Origin of the sequence: Paractinoplanes tereljensis (assembly GCF_016862435.1) — a bacterium.
Taxonomy (GTDB): Bacteria; Actinomycetota; Actinomycetes; order Mycobacteriales; family Micromonosporaceae; genus Actinoplanes; species Actinoplanes tereljensis.
Window position 1 is genome coordinate 77,420 of sequence record NZ_BOMY01000048.1, and the last position, 17,438, is coordinate 94,857.

16 protein-coding genes are annotated in these 17,438 nt (G+C 71.1%); 8 read left to right on the forward strand and 8 right to left on the reverse strand.

Features of this window, described 5'->3' with window-relative positions; translation table 11 throughout:
* The first annotated feature begins 3 nt into the window (after window positions 1-3).
* From Ate02nite_RS37610 to Ate02nite_RS37625, 4 genes are all read left to right on the forward strand, one after another.
* The gene (locus tag Ate02nite_RS37610; protein ID WP_203812679.1) at window positions 4-1,398 is read left to right on the forward strand and encodes a dihydrolipoamide acetyltransferase family protein; all 1,395 of its coding nucleotides are present in this window, start codon (window positions 4-6) and stop codon (window positions 1,396-1,398) included.
* A 177-nt stretch (window positions 1,399-1,575) separates the two neighbouring features.
* Window positions 1,576-1,713: a hypothetical protein gene (locus Ate02nite_RS37615; RefSeq protein WP_203812680.1), complete on the forward strand. Its 138-nt coding sequence runs from the start codon at window positions 1,576-1,578 to the stop codon at window positions 1,711-1,713.
* A gap of 304 nt (window positions 1,714-2,017) precedes the next feature.
* Window positions 2,018-5,950 carry an LppU/SCO3897 family protein gene (locus tag Ate02nite_RS37620; RefSeq protein ID WP_203812681.1) on the forward strand — a complete coding sequence of 1,311 codons (3,933 nt, stop codon included), beginning with the start codon at window positions 2,018-2,020 and terminating at the stop codon, window positions 5,948-5,950.
* 71 nt (window positions 5,951-6,021) lie between these two features.
* On the forward strand, window positions 6,022-7,809 hold the full coding sequence (locus tag Ate02nite_RS37625) for an NHL domain-containing thioredoxin family protein (protein WP_203812682.1): 1,788 nt from the start codon (window positions 6,022-6,024) through the stop codon (window positions 7,807-7,809).
* Here the strand turns inward: Ate02nite_RS37625 and Ate02nite_RS37630 are convergent.
* From Ate02nite_RS37630 to Ate02nite_RS37640, 3 genes are read right to left on the reverse strand one after another with little or no spacing between them, the layout of a single operon-like run.
* Window positions 7,806-8,564 carry a LamB/YcsF family protein gene (locus Ate02nite_RS37630; RefSeq protein WP_203812779.1) on the reverse strand — a complete coding sequence of 253 codons (759 nt, stop codon included), beginning with the start codon at window positions 8,562-8,564 and terminating at the stop codon, window positions 7,806-7,808. The genes Ate02nite_RS37625 and Ate02nite_RS37630 overlap by 4 nt on opposite strands.
* A complete protein-coding gene (locus Ate02nite_RS37635; RefSeq protein WP_203812683.1) occupies window positions 8,560-9,384 on the reverse strand; it encodes a 5-oxoprolinase subunit C family protein in 825 nt (274 codons plus the stop codon). The genes Ate02nite_RS37630 and Ate02nite_RS37635 overlap by 5 nt, the downstream gene beginning before the upstream one ends.
* On the reverse strand, window positions 9,381-9,986 hold the full coding sequence (locus Ate02nite_RS37640; RefSeq protein ID WP_203812684.1) for a 5-oxoprolinase subunit B family protein: 606 nt from the start codon (window positions 9,984-9,986) through the stop codon (window positions 9,381-9,383). Before Ate02nite_RS37640 ends, Ate02nite_RS37635 begins: the two co-directional genes overlap by 4 nt.
* 68 nt (window positions 9,987-10,054) lie before the next feature.
* Here Ate02nite_RS37640 and trhA point away from each other — a divergent pair, with 68 nt between their 5' ends.
* Window positions 10,055-10,735, forward strand: coding sequence for a PAQR family membrane homeostasis protein TrhA (trhA, locus tag Ate02nite_RS37645; protein ID WP_203812685.1), 681 nt, complete (start codon window positions 10,055-10,057; stop codon window positions 10,733-10,735).
* Here trhA and Ate02nite_RS37650 read toward each other — a convergent pair.
* Window positions 10,711-11,073 (reverse strand): winged helix-turn-helix transcriptional regulator, encoded by a 363-nt coding sequence (locus Ate02nite_RS37650; protein WP_239147992.1) that lies wholly within the window; start codon window positions 11,071-11,073, stop codon window positions 10,711-10,713. The genes trhA and Ate02nite_RS37650 overlap by 25 nt on opposite strands.
* A gap of 113 nt (window positions 11,074-11,186) precedes the next feature.
* Between Ate02nite_RS37650 and Ate02nite_RS37655 the strand changes: the two genes are divergently transcribed.
* Window positions 11,187-12,023, forward strand: a complete 837-nt coding sequence (locus tag Ate02nite_RS37655; protein ID WP_203812686.1) for an SDR family oxidoreductase — start codon at window positions 11,187-11,189, stop codon at window positions 12,021-12,023.
* A 69-nt stretch (window positions 12,024-12,092) separates the two neighbouring features.
* Here the strand turns inward: Ate02nite_RS37655 and Ate02nite_RS37660 are convergent, their stop codons facing one another.
* Entirely contained in the window at window positions 12,093-12,362 is a 270-nt protein-coding gene (locus tag Ate02nite_RS37660; protein ID WP_203812687.1) for a DUF6458 family protein, read from the reverse strand.
* Between the two features lie 89 nt (window positions 12,363-12,451).
* On the opposite strand from Ate02nite_RS37660, the gene Ate02nite_RS37665 reads away from it, so the two are divergent.
* Window positions 12,452-12,970: a SixA phosphatase family protein gene (locus tag Ate02nite_RS37665; RefSeq protein ID WP_203812688.1), complete on the forward strand. Its 519-nt coding sequence runs from the start codon at window positions 12,452-12,454 to the stop codon at window positions 12,968-12,970.
* Window positions 12,971-13,063: 93 nt separating this feature from the next.
* Here the strand turns inward: Ate02nite_RS37665 and Ate02nite_RS37670 are convergent, their stop codons facing one another.
* Window positions 13,064-14,920: an acyl-CoA dehydrogenase gene (locus Ate02nite_RS37670; RefSeq protein ID WP_203812689.1), complete on the reverse strand. Its 1,857-nt coding sequence runs from the start codon at window positions 14,918-14,920 to the stop codon at window positions 13,064-13,066.
* Between the two features lie 413 nt (window positions 14,921-15,333).
* Window positions 15,334-16,461, reverse strand: a complete 1,128-nt coding sequence (locus Ate02nite_RS37675) for a PP2C family protein-serine/threonine phosphatase (RefSeq protein WP_203812690.1) — start codon at window positions 16,459-16,461, stop codon at window positions 15,334-15,336.
* Window positions 16,462-16,575: 114 nt separating this feature from the next.
* On the opposite strand from Ate02nite_RS37675, the gene Ate02nite_RS37680 reads away from it, so the two are divergent.
* On the forward strand, window positions 16,576-17,112 hold the full coding sequence (locus tag Ate02nite_RS37680) for a phosphoribosyltransferase (RefSeq protein WP_203812691.1): 537 nt from the start codon (window positions 16,576-16,578) through the stop codon (window positions 17,110-17,112).
* On the opposite strand, the gene Ate02nite_RS37685 is transcribed toward Ate02nite_RS37680, so the two are convergent.
* A complete protein-coding gene (locus Ate02nite_RS37685; protein ID WP_203812781.1) occupies window positions 17,109-17,369 on the reverse strand; it encodes a YciI family protein in 261 nt (86 codons plus the stop codon). The genes Ate02nite_RS37680 and Ate02nite_RS37685 overlap by 4 nt on opposite strands.
* Window positions 17,370-17,438: the final 69 nt, after the last annotated feature.

Sequence of the window (17,438 nt, forward strand, 5' to 3'; positions counted from 1 at the left end):
CCGATGTCCCGGATCAAGGAGTTCACCCTGCCCGACCTCGGCGAAGGCCTGACCGAGGGCGAGATCCTCGCGTGGCTGGTCAAGGTGGGCGACACGATCGAGCTGAACCAGCCGATCGTCGAGGTCGAGACGGCGAAGGCCGCCGTCGAGATCCCGGCCAAGTGGGCCGGCGTGGTCACCCAGATCTTCCACGAGGCCGGCACGACGGTCGAGGTGGGCGCGCCCATCGTCGCCATCGACACCGATCCCTCGGCCGGGCCGATTCCCTCGGCGGAATCGCTCGCGGCGGTCGAGATCGCGCCGGCGGAGGGAGCGGTCGAGCCCGGGCTGATCGGTGGTCCGGCTCCGGGCGGCCGCACCGCGGTCCTGGTGGGTTACGGCCCGAAAACCACAACTGCCAAAAGACGACCCCGATTGGGTACGCCGTCGGAGTCCCCGGCCAACGTTGTCAGCCCTCCGCCTTCGGCGGCTGCCGCGAACGTCGTGGCATCGGCGCCCGTGCAACCGGACGTCCCGGCGGCCCGGGTGCTGGCCAAGCCGCCGGTCCGGAAACTGGCCCGCGATCTCGGGGTGGACCTGACGTCACTCGTCGGGTCCGGGCCGATGGGTTCGGTGACTCGGGATGACGTACACCAGGCCGTGGCCGCACCACCGGCCGTGGCCGCCGGCCCGGCCGTCGCGGTCTTCGACGCCTCGCGCGAGCAGCGCATCCCGGTCAAGGGTGTCCGGAAGCTGACCGCGGAGAACATGACCGCGTCGGCCTTCACCGCCCCGCACGTCACCGAGTTCCTGACTCTCGACGTGACCCGCTCGATGAAGGCGGTGGAGAAACTGAAGGGCCGGCGTGAGTTCGCCGACCTGCGGGTTTCTCCGCTACTTCTGGTGGCCAAGGCTGTGCTTCTGGCGGTCCAGCGGCACCCGATGGTCAACTCGAGCTGGTCCGGCGGGACGAACGAGATCGTCGTCAAGGAGTACATCAACCTCGGCATCGCCGCGGCGACCGAGCGCGGCCTGATCGTTCCCAATATCAAGGACGCCGGGCGTCTCAGTCTGCGAGAGCTGGCCGAGGCACTCAACACACTTGTGCGGGTTGCCAAATCCGGAAAGACGCCTCCGGCCGACATGTCCGGCGGCACCCTCTCGATCACCAACGTCGGCGTGTTCGGGGTCGACACCGGCACCCCGATCCTGCCGCCGGGCGAGTCGGCGATCCTGGCGTTCGGCGCGGTCAAGCCGATGCCGTGGGTGCACAAAGGCAAGATCAAGATCCGCCAGGTGACCACCCTCGGGCTCTCCTTCGACCACCGGATCATCGATGGCGAGCTGGGCTCGAAGTTCCTCCGGGACATCGGCGAATTCCTCACCGACCCGGAGGGCGCACTGCTGTCCTGGACCTAGGCACGCCGTCGAAAATCAGGCAACTGGTTATTTCGACCTTCGATCATTAGGCACGTGCTCACCGTCACCCCCTAAATCGTTGGCATCTCGTCTCGATGCGAGCCAGAATTGGTATCGCATCGAGACGAGCGCCGAAGAAGTTGGCCCGAGCAGGGCCGAGGGGGATGAAAGAGCATCATGAGCATCGTTGATCGAGTCCGCCAGCGTCGGGTGATCAACCGCCAGAACCGCGCGATCGACCGCGCCTGGCAGTCCGCTCCTACCCAGGCCATGCGGGACGAGATCGCCATCTTCGCCCAACGCAAGACCTTCTGAGCCAAACCCTTACGTCAGCCCGTCCGGAACCATCCGGGCGGGCTGTTGCATGTTTGAAGACAGTCTTAAAGATCCGTTCGCTGTCCCCTTCCGGGCGTACACCGGGATTCCTCCTACCGCTTCGGCCCGGTACGGTTGGGCACGGTTCCAGAGTCGGCTCGGCCGGTCGACCCCGGAACCGGGGCCTCCGAAGGACAGGTCCCGCACGGCCTGGCCTTGGTGCTGGGCACGGCGCGCCGGTGCGGATGGCCGGTGTTCCGCGTCCGTGCAAAGCTGGCACGGCCGCATTCACTAGGAGGCGCTCATGACGTCCGAGGGGCACTACGCCGGTACTCAGCCGGCCGAGGCCACGTCGGGCGGGCCCACGGCAGACGGCTTCCCGCCGGACGCCGACGGTCGGCGGATCGCCGGGCGGGCTTCGGCTCCGTCGCCCGCCGATGGCTTCCCCAGCTCGTACGCTCCGCCACCGCCGGCCACACCGAACGGCGGCTCGCCGTTCGTGGTGCCCGCGGTGCGCACCTTCGGCTCCGGTTCCGAGGCGGCTGCGGCCAGCCCGGCCCGTCCGACCGGCACCTCCTACGGCTCGGCCCGCGTGCCGCAGCCCGAGGACGAGTCGCCGCGCCCCGCCTCGCCGTACGGTTCGGTCTCCCCCGGAGCCGCGTCCTACGGTTCGGCCACGCCGCAGGCGGCTTCCTCGCCGTTCGCCCCGCCGCCTCCCGCCGACAACGGCGGCACTCCGGCTGCTGGCGCTTCGACCTTTGGTGCTCCGGCCGCTGGCGCCTCGGCGCCTGGCGTCGTGGCTTCCGAGGCCGCCGCCGGCTCGGCGTCCTCGTCCGGCCCCTCGTTCGTGCCGGCCTCCGGCAACGCCCCCGAGGCGCCGCGCTCGGCGTGGGCGCCGCAGCAGGCTCCGGCCACCGGCAGCAGTGACAACCCGTTCCCGCTGCCGCAGCGCAAGCCGGCGAGCGTCGACCCGGGCACCATCGGCGAGTTCGACGGCTTCGCGGCCGGCACCCCCGGCCGGGGCAGCCTGCCCGACCTGCCGGCGACCGACGACGTCGACCCGGCCACCGGCCGCCCGCCCGGCGTCTCCGTCTTCGGTGCCCAGCGCGTCCGCGTGCCCGGCGCCACCCTGGCCGAGCTGCCCGACGCCCCGCAGTCGGTGCGCTCCGGCCACTCCGCCGACAACGGCGGGTTCCCGACCGCCCGGCCCGGCGACAGCGGCGGCTTCCCGCCAGCCCACGCCGCCGACAACGGCAACTTCCCGCCGGCTCGGGCCGGCGACAGTGGCGGCTTCCCGTCGACTCGATCCGACGACGCCGATGCCGCGGCCCGGGCCGCCGAGAGCAGTGGCTTCCCGCTGCGCTCCGGCAACGCGAGCTTCCCGACCCGCCGCGGCGGCGAGAGCGGCGGGTTCCCGCTGCGCGGTGCGGCCACGCCGGGCGGCGAGACGCCGTCGGAGTCGTCCGCCACTCCCGGCACCGAGCTGCCGATCCGCAGCCAGCAGGCCCCGTTCGGCGCACCGACCGCGACCGGTTCGGACGCCGGCTCGTTCAGCGGCTTCGGCGGCGCGGCGGCCGAGGAGGCCCCGCACCCCTACGGCCGTTCCGCCGACAATCCGTACGGCCGCCCGGCCGACCTCTCCGGCCAGCCCGCAGAGAGCCAGTCCGACCCGTTCGGCCGCCCCGCGACGTCGTCCGACCCGTTCGGCCGCCCGTCCGCCGAGGCCCCGGCCGATCCCTACGGTCGTTCCGCCGATTCCTCCGCCGACCCGTTCGGCCGCCCCACCACCGACGGCCAGGGCGACCCCTTCGGCCGACCCTCCGCCAACGGCCAGAGCGACGCTTTCGGACGTCCGGCCACTGACGGCCAAGGCGGCCCCCTCGGACGGGCCGCCGCCAACGGCCAGAGCGACGCTTTCGGACGTCCGGCCACTGACGGCCAGGACGGCTCCTTCGGTCGTTCCTCGGCTGACGGGGGCGACCCCTTCGGGCGCCCGGTCGGCGACGGCCAGGCTGGTCCGTTCGGCCGCCGCCCCGGCAGCGAGGCTGGGACGACTCCCGAGTCGTCGTCCCAGAACGGCCTGGCCGACCCGTTCGGTCGCCCGGCCCCCGGCAGCGGCTCCGGCACCACGTTCGGCAGCGCGCCGGAAACGGCCGGCTCCCCGTTCGGCAGCGCCCGGTCGGAGGTTTCGGCCAATTCCGAGGCTCCGACCTTCGGCACGGCCCGGCCCGACTCGCTGGCCTCCTCGTTCAAACCGCGCGGCAGCGCGTCGGCGAACCCCGACGCGAAACCCGACTCCCCGGCCTCGGCCTTCGGCTCCACCTCGCCGGACGCACCGGCGTTCGGCGCCGCGAAGCCGTTCGGCTCGGCCGACGACGAGCCGTCGTTCGGCGCCGCCCAGCCGGGAACGCAGTACGGTTCCGCCCGGCCGGCCTCGTCGGCCGGACCGGCCGACGAGGACCAGTCCGCATCGTTCGGCTCGGCCCAGCCGTCGTCCCCGTTCGGCTCGGCCCAGCCGTCATCCGCGTTCGGATCCGCGCAGCCGGGATCGCCGACCGCGCCGTTCGCGGGCGACCAGCCGGGATCCCCGGCCGCGGGCGGCCAGGCGACGCCGTATGGCTCCGCTCGCCCGTCCTCGCCCGCCGCTTTCGAGGGCTCGCCCTACGGCGGCGACGAGCAGGCACCGTTCAAGCCGGCCTCGCCCGCTGCCCCGTTCGGCAGCAGCGACGTGGCGCCGTTCCGCAGCGTGGCTTCCGGGCCCGCCGACGACGCGCGCCCGGTCTACGGCTCGGCCCGCCCGGCCGCGCCCGACGACGACGCGGACGACCAGCACTCCCTCTACCGGCCACCGGCCGCCGAGTCCAACGGCTACCCGCAGCGGGTGCCCGGCGCGTCGTTCGGCGCGGTCGGCACGCCGTCGGTGCCGGCCCCGCGCGACCCGTCGTCCGAGCAGTCCGCCCCGGCCGCCGGTGCGGTCGGTTCGGCTCGCCCGGTGACGGCGAGTGCGTCGGTGCCGTCGACCAGCCGCAGCGCCCCGATCGACCCGGCCGAGCTCCCGCCGCCGCCCGCGGCGGCGCAGGCCCGCGTCTACGGCCGCCCGGCCGCCCCGGCCGAGCCGGAGAACGACGAACCGGCCGACGAGCCCGGCTTCCCGGCACCGGTGGAGCTGCCGTTCGACGGCAGCCGCTCCCCGGCCGGGACCTACGGCTCACCGGCCGCCGCCCCGGACAGCTTCGAACCCCCGACCAGCTTCGGCGCCGCCACCAGCGCACCGACCAGCTTCGGCGCTGCTGCCAGCGCACCGACCAGCTTCGGCGCACCCGCCGGGGCACCGAACGACTTCGGACCACCCTCCAGCTTCGGCGCTACCGCTGGGGCACCGAACGAGTTCGGTTCGCCCTCCGGGTTCGGCTCACCGGCGTACCCGCAGCGGACGGGTGACCACAACGCACCCGGCAGCGAGCCGGGGGTTGCCGGGGTCGCACCGCTGTCGCCGGCCCGGGCCACCGCGCGGGCCTCGGCCAGCGCCCGGGTGGCCCCGCCGGTTCCGGGGAGCCCGGCCGGGCCGCCGGCTCTGCCCGGCCCGGAGCAGCCGCGTAACCCGCTCGCCGAGTTCACCAGCCCGGCGCCCGCGTCGGGCGGCGGCTATGCCCCGTTCCCGCCGGCCAACGGCGGCGGCGGCGGTCCGTTCTCGGGCAACGGCACGGCTCCGTTCGCGGCGCCGACCGGACCGGGCCCGGAGCAGTACAGCGAGCTGACCACGGACATTGCGGGTCGCAACAACGAGGCGTACGCGCCGCCCGGCTTCCCGGTGGCACTGTCCCCGGAGACCTCGGGTGCGGCCAGCCGGGCCACGGTGACCCCGCCCAGCCCCGACGACACCACCAGTTGGCCGGGTCCGGCCGGCACGCCGGCCAAGCCGGAGACGCCGCACGTGCGGATGCTTCCGATCCTGGTCTCGGTCGTGGTGGGCGCGGTGCTGCTGCTCGGTGTGGTCTTCGGCATCGTCTACCTGGTGGCCGGCGGCGAGGAGAAGACGCTCACCGTCAACACCGGCGAGTGCGTGAAGCAGAACGGCAATGAGGCGGTCAAGGTCGACTGCAGCGACGCCACCTCGTTCCAGGTGGTGTCCATCGTGGACGACCAGTCGAAGTGCCCCGACCCGCAGCAGCCGCATGTGCTGAACCCGACCAGCGACGGCAAGAACCAGGTCCTCTGCCTCAAGCCCCAGGGCTGATAGCTCAGCGCTGATGTCATCCTGACCACCTTCGTGCCGTGCCGACCCGGTCGGTGCGGCACGATGGTGCGATGACTGGGCGTGTGCGGGCCCCCGAGTTGCGGGGCCGAGGCTGGCTGAACACCGGCGGTAAGAACCTGACCCTGGCTGACCTGCGGGGAAAGGTTGTGGTCCTGGATTTCTGGACCTTCTGCTGCATCAACTGCCTGCACGTTCTCGACGAGCTGCGGCCGCTCGAGGAGCGGTTCGGCGACGCCGTCGTGGTGATCGGCGTGCACTCGCCGAAGTTCGAGCACGAGCGCGATCCGGTGGCGCTGGCGGCGGCCGTGGAGCGCTACGGCGTGCATCACCCGGTGGTCGACGACGGCGACATGCACCTCTGGCAGCAGTACGCGGCCAAGGCCTGGCCGACGCTCGCGGTGATCGACCCGACCGGCTATCTGGTGGCGTCGATGGCCGGCGAGGGGCACGCGGAGGGTCTGTCCCGCCTGATCGAGGAACTGATCACCAAGCACGAGGCGGACGGCACCCTGCACCGCGGCACCGGCCCGTACGTTCCGCCGGCCGCGGCCGAGACCCTGCTGCGTTTCCCCGGCAAGGCGATCGAGCTGCCGGACGGCCACCTGCTGGTCTCCGATTCGGCCCGGCATTCGCTGGCCGAGCTGTCCGCGGACGGCGAGTCCCTGGTGCGCCGGTTCGGCAGCGGCGAGCGGGGCGAGCCGTTCAACGAGCCGCAGGGCCTGCTGCTGCTCCCGGCCGAGGTCGCCGCGCGGGTCGGTTACGACGTGCTGGTCGCCGACACGGTCAACCACCAACTGCGCGGCCTGCACCTCACCACCGGCGAGATCACGCTGGTGGCGGGCTCCGGCAAGCCGTGGCGCTCGGCCGCCGACGGCCCGCAGGAGGCGCTGGCCGCCGACCTGTCGTCGCCGTGGGACCTGGCCTGGTTCGACGACAAGGTCATCATCGCGATGGCCGGCATCCACGAGCTGTGGTGGTTCGACCCGTCGGCCGGCACGGTCGGCGTCTACGCCGGCACGACCGTCGAGTCGCTGCGGGACGGCCCGATCCCCGATGTCTGGATGGCCCAGCCGTCCGGTCTGTCGGTGGGCGGCGACCGGCTGTGGATCGCCGACAGCGAGACGTCGGCGCTGCGCTGGATCGAGGCCGGGGTGCTGCACACCGCGGTCGGCCAGGGCCTGTTCGACTTCGGTCACGTGGACGGCCCGGCCAAGGAGGCGCTGCTCCAGCACCCGCTCGGGGTGGCCGCCCTGCCGGACGGTTCGGTGCTGGTGGCGGACACCTACAACGGCGCGATCCGGCGCTTCGACCCGGTCACCGACGAGGTGTCGACGGTCGATTCCGGTCTGAACGAGCCGAGCGACATCGTCGTGACCGAGGCCGGCGACGTCATCGTGGTGGAGTCGTCGGCGCACCGGATGACCCGGCTGGCACCCGGCGTGGTCAAGACGGTGACCGGCGAGCGGCACCGCACCGAACGCCCACCGTCGGTGGTGGCTCCCGGTGCCCTGAGCCTCGACGTGATCTTCACGCCCGCGCCGGGGCAGAAGCTGGACACCCAGTTCGGCCCGTCCACCCGCCTCGAGGTGTCCGCGTCCCCGCCCGAGCTGCTGCTCGACGGGGCCGGCGTCACCACCGACCTGTCCCGCGCCCTGGTGATCAACCCGAGCGTGCCCAAGGGCATCCTGCAGGTGGTCGCCCAGGCCGCCACCTGCGACGTCGACGTGGAGTTCGCGGCCTGCCACCTGACCCGCCAGGACTGGGGTGTCCCGATCGTGGTGAGCCCGGACGGCCCGTCCCGCCTGCCACTCATCCTGCGCGGCGTGGACGAGAATTAGCTCCAGGCGACGAACGGCGCCAGCGTGCGGCCGGCCTTGACCAGGCCGGCCCGCACCTGCCCGGCCAGCTCGACCGCTCCGGGGGTGTCCCCGTGCACGCAGATCGAGGCCACGTCGCAGGGGACGATCTCCCCGTCGGCCGTCTCGACCTGCCGCGCGGTGGCCATCCGGACGGCCCGGGCCACGACCAGGTCCGGGTCGGTGACGATCGCGCCGGCCACCGTGCGGGGAACCAGCGTGCCGCCCGGCCGGTAGCCGCGGTCGGCGAAGCCCTCGCCCACCGCGGTCAGTCCGGCCGCCACGGCCAGCCGGGCCAGCACTGATCCGGGCTGGCAGAGCACCGGAACCCCCGGGTCGTACGCGCGCACGGCCGCGACCACGGCCGACGCCTGCCCCTCGTCGACGGCCGCAGTGTTGTAGAGCGCGCCGTGCGGCTTGACGTAGTCCACCTGGCCACCGGCCGCCCGGCAGAAGGCTTCCAGCGCGCCGATCTGGTACAGCACGTCGTCATGCAGTTCGGTCAGGTCGTAGTCGATCCGGCGGCGGCCGAACCCGGCCAGGTCGCGGTAACCGACCTGGGCCCCGATCGCGACGCCGCGTTCCACCGCCGCGTCGCAGATCCGGTGCATGGTGGACGGATCGCCGGCGTGGAAGCCGCACGCCACGTTGGCCGAGGTGACGATGTCGAGCAGGGCCTCGTCGTCGCCGAGGGTCCAGCGGCCGAAGCCCTCGCCCAGGTCGGCGTTCAGGTCAATGGAACTCACGAAAACGCACCGTACTACCCGGCCGGGCCTGCGCGAGCGGCGTCACGTCGTCGACCACCCCGATGACCGGATAGCCGCCGGTGGTCGGGTGATCGGCCAGGAAGATCAACGGCTGCCCGTCCGCGGGCACCTGCACCGCACCCAGCACCACGCCTTCGGAGGGCAGTTCGCCGAGCTTGGTGCGGGTCAGGGCACTGCCGGCCAGCCGGCAGCCGACGCGGTTGCTCACCGGCGAGACGGCGTACGCCGAGGAGAACAGTTCCGCCGCCGCGAACCAGTCGTCGCGCGGCCCCAGCCGTACGCCCAGAAGCAGTTCGTCGGCGACCTCGACCGTCGGTCCCGGCGGGGGTCCGCCGGTGGCGTCGCCGATCGGCAGCGTCATGCCGTCGGCGAGCTTCGCGGGTCCCAGACCGGAGAGCGTGTCGGTGGACCGGCTGCCGAGCACCGGCTCGACCCCGATCCCGCCCGCCACCGCGAGATAGGAGCGCACCCCGCGGGTGGCCCGCCCGATGTCGAGGACCGACCCGGCCGGCACGTCGATCACCTCGCCGTCAACCGGCACCTTGTCGATCCGCACCGTCGCGACCGCCCCGGTGACCGCGACCCGGACCGCCCGCTCGAAGCGAAGTGCGCAGCCCATCAGGGTCGTTTCGAGTCCGGCCGCGGTGGCCGGGTTCCCGACCAGCGCGTTGGCCCGGCGCAGCGCCGGCTGGTCGAGCGCCCCGGACCGCGGCACGCCGAGGTGGGCGTATCCCGGCCGGCCGAGGTCCTGCACGGTGGTGAGCGGCCCCGGCCGCACGACGGTGATCATGCGGGCACCAGGCGCACTCGAGTGCCGGGAGTGAGCAGGGCGGGCGGTTCCGCCCGTACGTCGAAAAGCTCCTGGCCGGTGTGTCCGACCAGCCGCCACCCGCCCGGTGAGGCGGTGGGATAGATCCCGGCGTAGGGGCCGGCCAGGCCGACCGCGCCGGCCGGCACGCGAGGCCGCGGAGCGGCGAGCCGCGGCACCGACCATTCTTCCGGAAGCCCGCGCATGTACGCGAAACCCGGAGCAAAGCCGCAGAAGGCCACGATCAGTTCGGCGTTGACGAGACGGTCCACCGCTTCCGGAACGCTGACTCCCCAGTGCGAAGCGACGTCCGGCAGATCTTCTCCGTCGAATGTGGTCGAGATCTCAATTTGCCGTTCTGAGGTGAGCTGAGCAAAATCCGGTTCCGGCCATTCGCCCAGCAACTCGGCGGTTCCCGGCGCAACGCCGTCAAGGAGGACGGTTCGGGCGCCCGGGACGATGTCGGTCACGGTCAGCTCGCCGGACTCCCGTCGGCGCCAGAACTCCGCCCGCCAGGCCTCGACCTGTTCACCGTCGCGACACTCGATCACCAGTGCCGAAGGTCCCGCCGGAAGTACTCTCATGACGATCATTCTGCCCGTGAGCGGCTTGACTACTTGCCAGTAACTTACGGTGCCGTAACCTAGGAGCCGTGACGACCTCAGCACCGTTCCGGATGAAGCCGGCCGATCTCGGGAAACCCCGTCTGCGCGGCCGCCTGCACCAGTACGCGTTCTTCGTCGCCATCGTCGGCGGCATCGTGCTCTGCTCGATCGCCCTCAGTCGGCCGGGCATCGCACCCTTCCTGAGCTGCTTGATCTACAGCGTCACCGTGTGCGGCCTGTTCGGGATCAGCGCGCTCTACCACCGCAAGGTCTGGACCGAGCGCGGCTATCAGATCATGCGCCGGATGGATCACTCGATGATCTTCATCTTCATCGCCGGCACCTACACCCCGTTCTGCGTCGAGCTGCTGCATCCCGGCAAGGCGACGCTGATGCTCAGCCTGATCTGGGGCGGTGCGCTCGGCGGCGTGGCGCTCAAGGTGATCTGGCCGCACCTGCCGCGCTGGGCCGGCGCCCCGCTCTACGTGGCGCTGGGCTGGGCGGCGATCGCCATCCTGCCCGACGTGCTGCACCGCGGCGGCGTGGCCTGCCTGGTCCTGCTGATCACCGGTGGCGTGATCTACACGGTCGGCGCGGTCTTCTACGCGCTGCGCCGGCCGAACCCGTGGCCGAGCATCTTCGGGCACCACGAGTTCTTCCACGCCTGCACGCTGGTGGCGGCGATCTGCCACCACATCGCGGTCTACTTCGCGCTGTACGCGTCGTAGGAGTCCCGGGCCGCCTGCACGTCCTCGATGTGCGCCTCGGCCCACTTCTCCAGCCCCTCGACCAGGCCGTAAAGGCTCTGGCCCAGGCTGGTTAGCGCATAGTCGACACGCGGCGGCACCACCGGATGTACGGTCCGGGTGATCAGTCCGTCGCGCTCGAGGCCGCGCAGCGTCTGGGTGAGCATCTTCGGGCTGACGCCCTGGATCCGGTTGGCCAGCTCGGTGTAGCGGTGCGAGCCGTCGGCCAGCATCACCACGATGAGCACGCTCCAGGTGTCACCGATCCGGTCCAGAATCTGCCGGCTCGGGCAGTCTTTGGCGTACGCACTGGTCTCCACGCTGTTAACTATCCCGCAGGTGAGTACTGCACTTCAAGGTGCCCACTATCTATTGGGAAGTGACCGCTGAGCTGCGACGTTGAGCCTGGCAACCGCAAGAAGGAGATCAGAAAATGACCATCGTCGTCACCGGTGCCACCGGACACCTCGGCCGTCTCGCCATCGAGTCCCTGCTCGCCAAGGGCGTACCGGCCGCCGACATCGTCGGTCTCGGCCGCCAGCTCGACAAGATCGCCGACCTGGGGATCACCACCAAGCACGTCGACTACGCCGACGTGGACGCCCTCACCGCCGCCTTCACCGGCGCCGACAAGGTGCTGTTCATCTCCGGCAGCGAGCCCGGCAAGCGCGTCCCGCAGCACACCAACATCATCACCGCGGCCAAGAACGCCGGCGTCGGCCTGATCGTGTACACCAGCATTCCGCGGGCCGACACCACCGACATGAAGCTGGCCGAGGAGCACCTGGTCACCGAGCAGCTGCTGGCCGAATCGGGCCTGCCGCACGTGCTGCTGCGCAACGGCTGGTACATCGAGAACTACTCGGTCGAGCAGGCGCTCGCGCACGGCCTGGTCGGTGCGGCCGGCGAGGGCCAGATCTCCGCCGCGACCCGCGCCGACTTCGCCGAGGCCGCGGCGTCGGTCCTGGTCGGCGAGGGGCACGAGGGCAAGGTGTACGAGCTGGGCGGGGAACCGTTCACGCTGACCGACCTGGCCGCCGAGATCTCCCGCCAGTCCGGCCAGGAGGTCGCCTACACCGACCTGTCCCCGGAGAAGTACACCGAGGTGCTTGTCGGCGTCGGGGTGCCCGCGCCGTTCGCGGAGATCCTGGCCGACTCGGACCGGGCCGCCGCCAAGGGCGCGCTGTTCGTGCCGGTCACCGACCTGGAGGCGCTGCTCGGCCGCCCGGTGACCCCGCTCGCCACGGCCATCGCCGCCGCCGTCAAGTAGTGACACATGCGCGACGCCGGCCGAACCGCCTAGGGGGAAAGGCGGTCGACCGGCGTCGCGAGTCAGTTACTAGTAGCCCGGAGGCGGCACGTCGTCGCGGCGGGTCTCACGGACCTCCGCGGCATAGCCCGGTCCGGCCACCGGCGCGGTCGTCTGCCGGGTGACCACCGTGCGCCGGCGGCTGTTCCAGAACCACAGGGTGATGATCAGGCCGGCCAACCCGGCGGCCATCAGGATCCATCCGATGATGTTGATGTCCAGCCCGCTGATGTCAGCGTTGACGGCGAACGCCAAGATCGCCCCCACCGCCAGCAGGAAGATACTTCCGCCGATGCCCATCGCCGCTTCTCCTTGATCCTCACTGAGGTCAATGCGTTGAGCGGTGTGTTACCCAGGCGTCGAGAATCTCAATCAGGCAAGCTGTCCACATGAGCGCACGGACCCTCGTCATCCTCCGGCACGCCAAGGCCGAGACCCCCGGGGAAGAACCCGACTTCGACCGGAAGCTGACCACCCGCGGGGAGACCGACGCGGACGCCGCCGGGGCCTGGCTCGCCGACGAGCGCATCCACCCCGACCTGGTGTTCTGTTCGCCGGCCGCGCGCACCCGGCAGACCTGGCAGGGTGTCTCGATCGCGCTGGCGCAGGCCCAGACCGGGCAGGTCTCGGCCGAGGTCCGCTACGAGAAGAGCCTCTACGAGGGCGGCCGCACCGAGGTGTTCGATCTCCTCCAGACGGTGCCCGACACGGTCCGCACGGTGCTCGTGGTCGGGCACAACCCGACCGTGTCCGAGGTGTCCATCCTGCTGGTTCCGGACGAGCAGTGGGACGGCCGGCAGGTCGAGCTGCGCACCTCCGGGCTGGCCGTGCACCGCGCCGACGGCCCGTGGGCCGCCACCGAACCAGGTTCGATGCCCCTGACCGAGCGGCACACGGCCCGCGGCTGAGCGCCTACTTCCGGTACCGCGACGAAGGCCGGCCCGGACGTCCTTGTCCGAGCCGGCCTCAGCCGTTTTCAGGAGAGTGGGAAAAGGTCTAACTCAGAACACGTCCTCGGACAGGTCCATCAGGTCCAGCACGGTGTTCTCGATGATGCGGCGGTCGGAGCCGACGCGCGGCAGCACCTCGCGAACGAAGAACCGCGCGGCCGCCACCTTGCCCTCGTAGAACTTCTTGTCGGCGGCCGACACCTCGCCACCGAGCGCCTTCAGGGCCACCTCGGCCTGGCGCAGCAGCAGCCAGGCCAGCACGACGTCGCCCAGCGCGAGCAGGACCCGGCGGGAGCTGAGACCCACCTTGTACAGCTCGCGGGTCTCGCCGTTCTGCACCGAGGCCAGCCAGCCCATTGTCGCGCCGAGGATCTGCTGCATCTCGCCGAGCGCCTTGCCGAGGCCGAGGCGCTCCTCCTTGAGCTGGCCGTTGCCGGCCTCGCTCGTGACGAACTCCTGCATCTCACCGGCGATGACGGCGAGCGCCTGGCCCTGGTTCTTCACGATCTTGCGGAAGATCAGGTCGAGGCTCTGGATCGCGGTCGTGCCCTCGTACAGGGTGTCGATCTTCGCGTCCCGCACGTACTGCTCGAGCGGGTAGTCCTGCAGGAAGCCGGAGCCGCCGAAGGTCTGCAGCGACTCGTGCCCGAGCAATTCGTACGCCCGCTCCGAACCGACGCCCTTGACCAGCGGAAGCAGCAGGTCGTTGACCTTGCTGGCGGCCTTGGCCGTGGCGGTGTCGCCGGCCGCCTCGGCGATGGCGATCTTGTCCTGCCAGGTGCCGGTGTAGACCACCAGGGCCCGCAGCGCCTCGGAGTACGACTTCTGCAGCATCAGCGAGCGGCGTACGTCGGGGTGGTGGGTGATCGTGACCCGCGGCGCGGCCTTGTCGTCGTTCTGCACCAGGTCGGCACCCTGAACGCGGTTCTTGGCGTACTCCAGGGCGTTCAGGTAACCCGTCGACAGGGTCGCGATCGCCTTCGTGCCGACCATCATCCGGGCGTACTCAATGATCATGAACATCTGCCGGATGCCCGCGTGCACCTCGCCCAGCAGCCAGCCCTTGGCCGGGGTGCCGTGCTCGCCGAAGGTCATCTCGCAGGTGTTCGAGACCTTGAGGCCCATCTTGTGCTCGACGTTGGTGGCGTAGACGCCGTTGCGCTCGCCGAGCTCGCCGGTCTCCGCGTCGAAGTGGTACTTCGGCACGATGAACAGCGACAGGCCCTTGGTGCCCGGGCCGCCGGCACCCTCGACGCCGACCGGGCGGGCCAGCACGTAGTGGATGATGTTGTCGGTCAGGTCGTGCTCACCCGAGGTGATGAAGCGCTTGACGCCCTCGATGTGCCAGGAGCCGTCGGGCTGCGCGATCGCCTTGGCGCGGCCGGCGCCCACGTCCGAGCCGGCGTCCGGCTCGGTGAGCACCATGGTCGAGCCCCACTGCTTCTCGACGAAGAGCTTGGCCCACTTCTTCTGGTCCTCGGTGCCCTCCTGCTCCACGACATGCGCGAAGGAGGGGCCGGACGAATACATCCAGACCGGGGCATTGGCGCCCAGCACCATCTCGGCCAGCGACCACCACATCGCCCGCGGCGCCAGCGTGCCGCCCAGCGAACCGGGCAGGTCGAGGCGCCAGAACTCGGCGGCCATCCACTGCTCGAAGGACTTCTTGAACGACTCCGGCAGCGGTGCCGTGTGCGTCGCCGGGTCGAAAACCGGCGGATTGCGGTCGGCGTCGATGTAGCTCGCCGCCAGGTCCTCGGTCGCGAGGCGGTTCACCTCAGCGAGGACGTCGCGCGCGGTCTCCGCGTCGATCTCGTCGAACGGCGCCTGGCCGAACGCCCGATCAGCCCCGAAGACCTCGAACAGATTGAACTGGAGGTCCCGAAGGTTGCTCTTGTAATGGGTCATGTTGCTGGCCCCGCTCTCCGAACGACGCGAGTGAAAACGCGAGTTACCCGTCAGTAACTCCCACTGTATTACCCATCGGTAGGAGGCGACAAGCCGCAAGTGGTTCTGTGACCAACCGGCGGATCGCACATTCAGTCCGGCCGATCGGGTGGGCGGCGGGACAGCCGTTCGGCCAGAAAGGTCCCCACCACGTATCGAGGCGTCTCGTGGCTCGTTGCATCGATAACAGCGTCTTCGGTGCAAGACATACAGGGGGACACCATGTTCGCCGCAATCAAGAACCTGATTCCTGAGCCCCGTCAGGCGGACCAGCCACGCCACTACACCGGACGGCACCGCAGGCCGGAGTCCGTGCCGGCGACAGCCGCCCCGGTGGCCGACAAAGCCACCGCCGAGGCGGAAACCGCCGCAGCTTAACTGCCGGCGGCACCGACCTCCCAGCTAGGCATGGGCACGGTCGGGCCGTCGTCAGGGCCCGCATATTCCAGCAGCACCAGGGCGATGTCGTCCTCGAGGCGTCCGTGCACCCAGTCGACCAGCGCGGCCTCCAGCGACGCCAGCCCGTCTCCCACCGTGCCGTGGCCGAGTAGTCGCCACGCCCGATCGGCCGTCGGGAAGAACTCCCCCTCCCGGCGTGCCTCCCCCAGCCCATCGGTGAAGAGCAGCAGCCGGTCGCCCGGCTCGAGCCGCTCCACCCGCACCTTGACCTCCGGCATGAAGCCCAGCGGCGGCGCCGGCGACGGCGGCTCCAGCGGAATGACCTGGCCGCGTCGCAGCAGCAACGGCGCCGGATGTCCACAGTTGACGATGGTGAGCGTGCCGCCCCGCTCCTCGACCAGCGCGGCCGTCACGAAGTCCTCGTCGCCGACACTGCGGGCCACCGCCCGGTCCAGGTCGGCCACCATCGTCTTCAAGTCGGCCCGCTCGTAGGCCACGTGCCGGTAGGACCCGAGCACGATGCTGGCCAGCCGGACCGCGTCCAGCCCCTTGCCGCGCACGTCCCCGATGATGATCCGCACCCCGTACGGCGTGTCCAGCGCTTCGTACAGGTCGCCGCCGATGTCGGCGGCCGCGGTCGCCGAGATGTACCGCCCGGCCACCGCGAGCGCGCCCACCTGCGGGCCCACGTCGCGCAGCACGGCCTGCTGGGCCACCGCCGCGAGTTTCTGCAGCTCGACGATCCGGTCGGCCTGCCGCTGCCGGATCGTGGCCACGGCCGCCGCGATGCCGGTGGCCAGCATGATGCCGGCGATGGTGACCGGCCCGGCCATCCCCTGCGGGCTGTCCGCCCCCACGAAGATCGCCCCGACGACGGTGGCGAGCACCCCGGTCGCCAGCACGGTCTGCCAGAAGGCGAAGACGGCGGCGAGGAACGGAACGGCCGCGAGCAGTCCGACGAAGTGGGCCTGCGGCCCGTCGGCGAGCTCCACGGCGGACACGACAGCGAGCAGCACGAGGGCCGCGCCGAGACCGGCGCGGGATCCTGGGCTGAGCGGGCGGCGGCCCGGCGGAAGAGTAGGCATGGTTACGCCGAACAGCATGCCCGATCAGAGCGAGTCACTGCATCAACTTGACGCGTAGTCTGACTCGGTTCTGACCACCCGTTACTCAGGTGTTGGCCGGTCGGCCCCCGAAGTTGGTGGCAGGATGTCCCGATGACAGACGATCTAGGTGATCGCCTCCGGTCCGCATTCGGCTGGACCGACCCCGGCGACGGCACCGGATATCTGGTCAGCAACCGCTCCGGCTGGTGGCGGGATCCACTGATCATTTCCAGCCTCGGGGACGCCCTCGGCGCACTGTTCCGGGACTCCTCGCCCACCGTCGTCGTCTCCCCCGAGGTCACCGGTTTCCTGCTCGGACCGCTTGTCGCGCGAGCGCTCGGCGCCGGCTTCGTGGAGGCCTACCGGGCCGGCGTGCGCCGGCCCATCGCCGAGCCGATGCGCTGGGCCGAGGTGCCCAGCGATCATCGCGGTGAAAAGCAACTTCTGGGCGTACGCGAGGGGCTGGTCAAACCCACCGACCGGGTGCTCGTGGTCGACGACTGGGCGGCCACCGGGGCCCAGGTGCGGGCCCTGCGCTCGCTGCTGGGCGACACCTACGTGGGGGCCGCCGTGATCGTCGACGAGTGCCCGCCCGCAGTGGCGACGGAGCTGACCATTCGCGGACTACTGAGAGGTGCCGACCTCTAGGCCAGCTTGCCCAGGCTGGGCCGGAACCCGGTAGCCGTGTACTCGGCGAGGCCGCGCTGAACGTACGGGTCGTCGGCCATCAGCGCCCGCGCCTCGTCCTCGGTCTCCGCCTCGATCATCACGAGACCGCCCACCGGCGGGTTCTGCCGGCCGGCGATCACCAGCTTGCCGCTTTTGACCAAACCGTCCAGAAAGGCCAGATGCTCGTCGCGGGCCTTATCGACCTCCTCGAGCGACACCAGATACTTCGAAATCATCACGTACACGGGTGACGCCCCTTTCCTGCGCTCCCTGCGCCGGGCAATCGTACGATCTGAGGTTCTGTC

Bases quoted from the DNA above. Each gene is read 5' to 3' on its own strand.
- Ate02nite_RS37685 (WP_203812781.1), bottom strand. From the start codon at position 17,369: ATGATTTCGAAGTATCTGGTGTCGCTCGAGGAGGTCGATAAGGCCCGC.
- Ate02nite_RS37655 (WP_203812686.1), top strand. From the start codon at position 11,187: ATGACCATCGTCGTCACCGGTGCCACCGGACACCTCGGCCGTCTCGCC.
- Ate02nite_RS37680 (WP_203812691.1), top strand. From the start codon at position 16,576: ATGACAGACGATCTAGGTGATCGCCTCCGGTCCGCATTCGGCTGGACC.
- Ate02nite_RS37665 (WP_203812688.1), top strand. From the start codon at position 12,452: ATGAGCGCACGGACCCTCGTCATCCTCCGGCACGCCAAGGCCGAGACC.
- Ate02nite_RS37610 (WP_203812679.1), top strand. From the start codon at position 4: ATGTCCCGGATCAAGGAGTTCACCCTGCCCGACCTCGGCGAAGGCCTG.
- Ate02nite_RS37670 (WP_203812689.1), bottom strand. From the start codon at position 14,920: ATGACCCATTACAAGAGCAACCTTCGGGACCTCCAGTTCAATCTGTTC.
- Ate02nite_RS37615 (WP_203812680.1), top strand. From the start codon at position 1,576: ATGAGCATCGTTGATCGAGTCCGCCAGCGTCGGGTGATCAACCGCCAG.
- Ate02nite_RS37635 (WP_203812683.1), bottom strand. From the start codon at position 9,384: ATGATCACCGTCGTGCGGCCGGGGCCGCTCACCACCGTGCAGGACCTC.
- Ate02nite_RS37675 (WP_203812690.1), bottom strand. From the start codon at position 16,461: ATGCTGTTCGGCGTAACCATGCCTACTCTTCCGCCGGGCCGCCGCCCG.
- Ate02nite_RS37660 (WP_203812687.1), bottom strand. From the start codon at position 12,362: ATGGGCATCGGCGGAAGTATCTTCCTGCTGGCGGTGGGGGCGATCTTG.
- Ate02nite_RS37625 (WP_203812682.1), top strand. From the start codon at position 6,022: ATGACTGGGCGTGTGCGGGCCCCCGAGTTGCGGGGCCGAGGCTGGCTG.
- Ate02nite_RS37620 (WP_203812681.1), top strand. From the start codon at position 2,018: ATGACGTCCGAGGGGCACTACGCCGGTACTCAGCCGGCCGAGGCCACG.
- Ate02nite_RS37640 (WP_203812684.1), bottom strand. From the start codon at position 9,986: ATGAGAGTACTTCCGGCGGGACCTTCGGCACTGGTGATCGAGTGTCGC.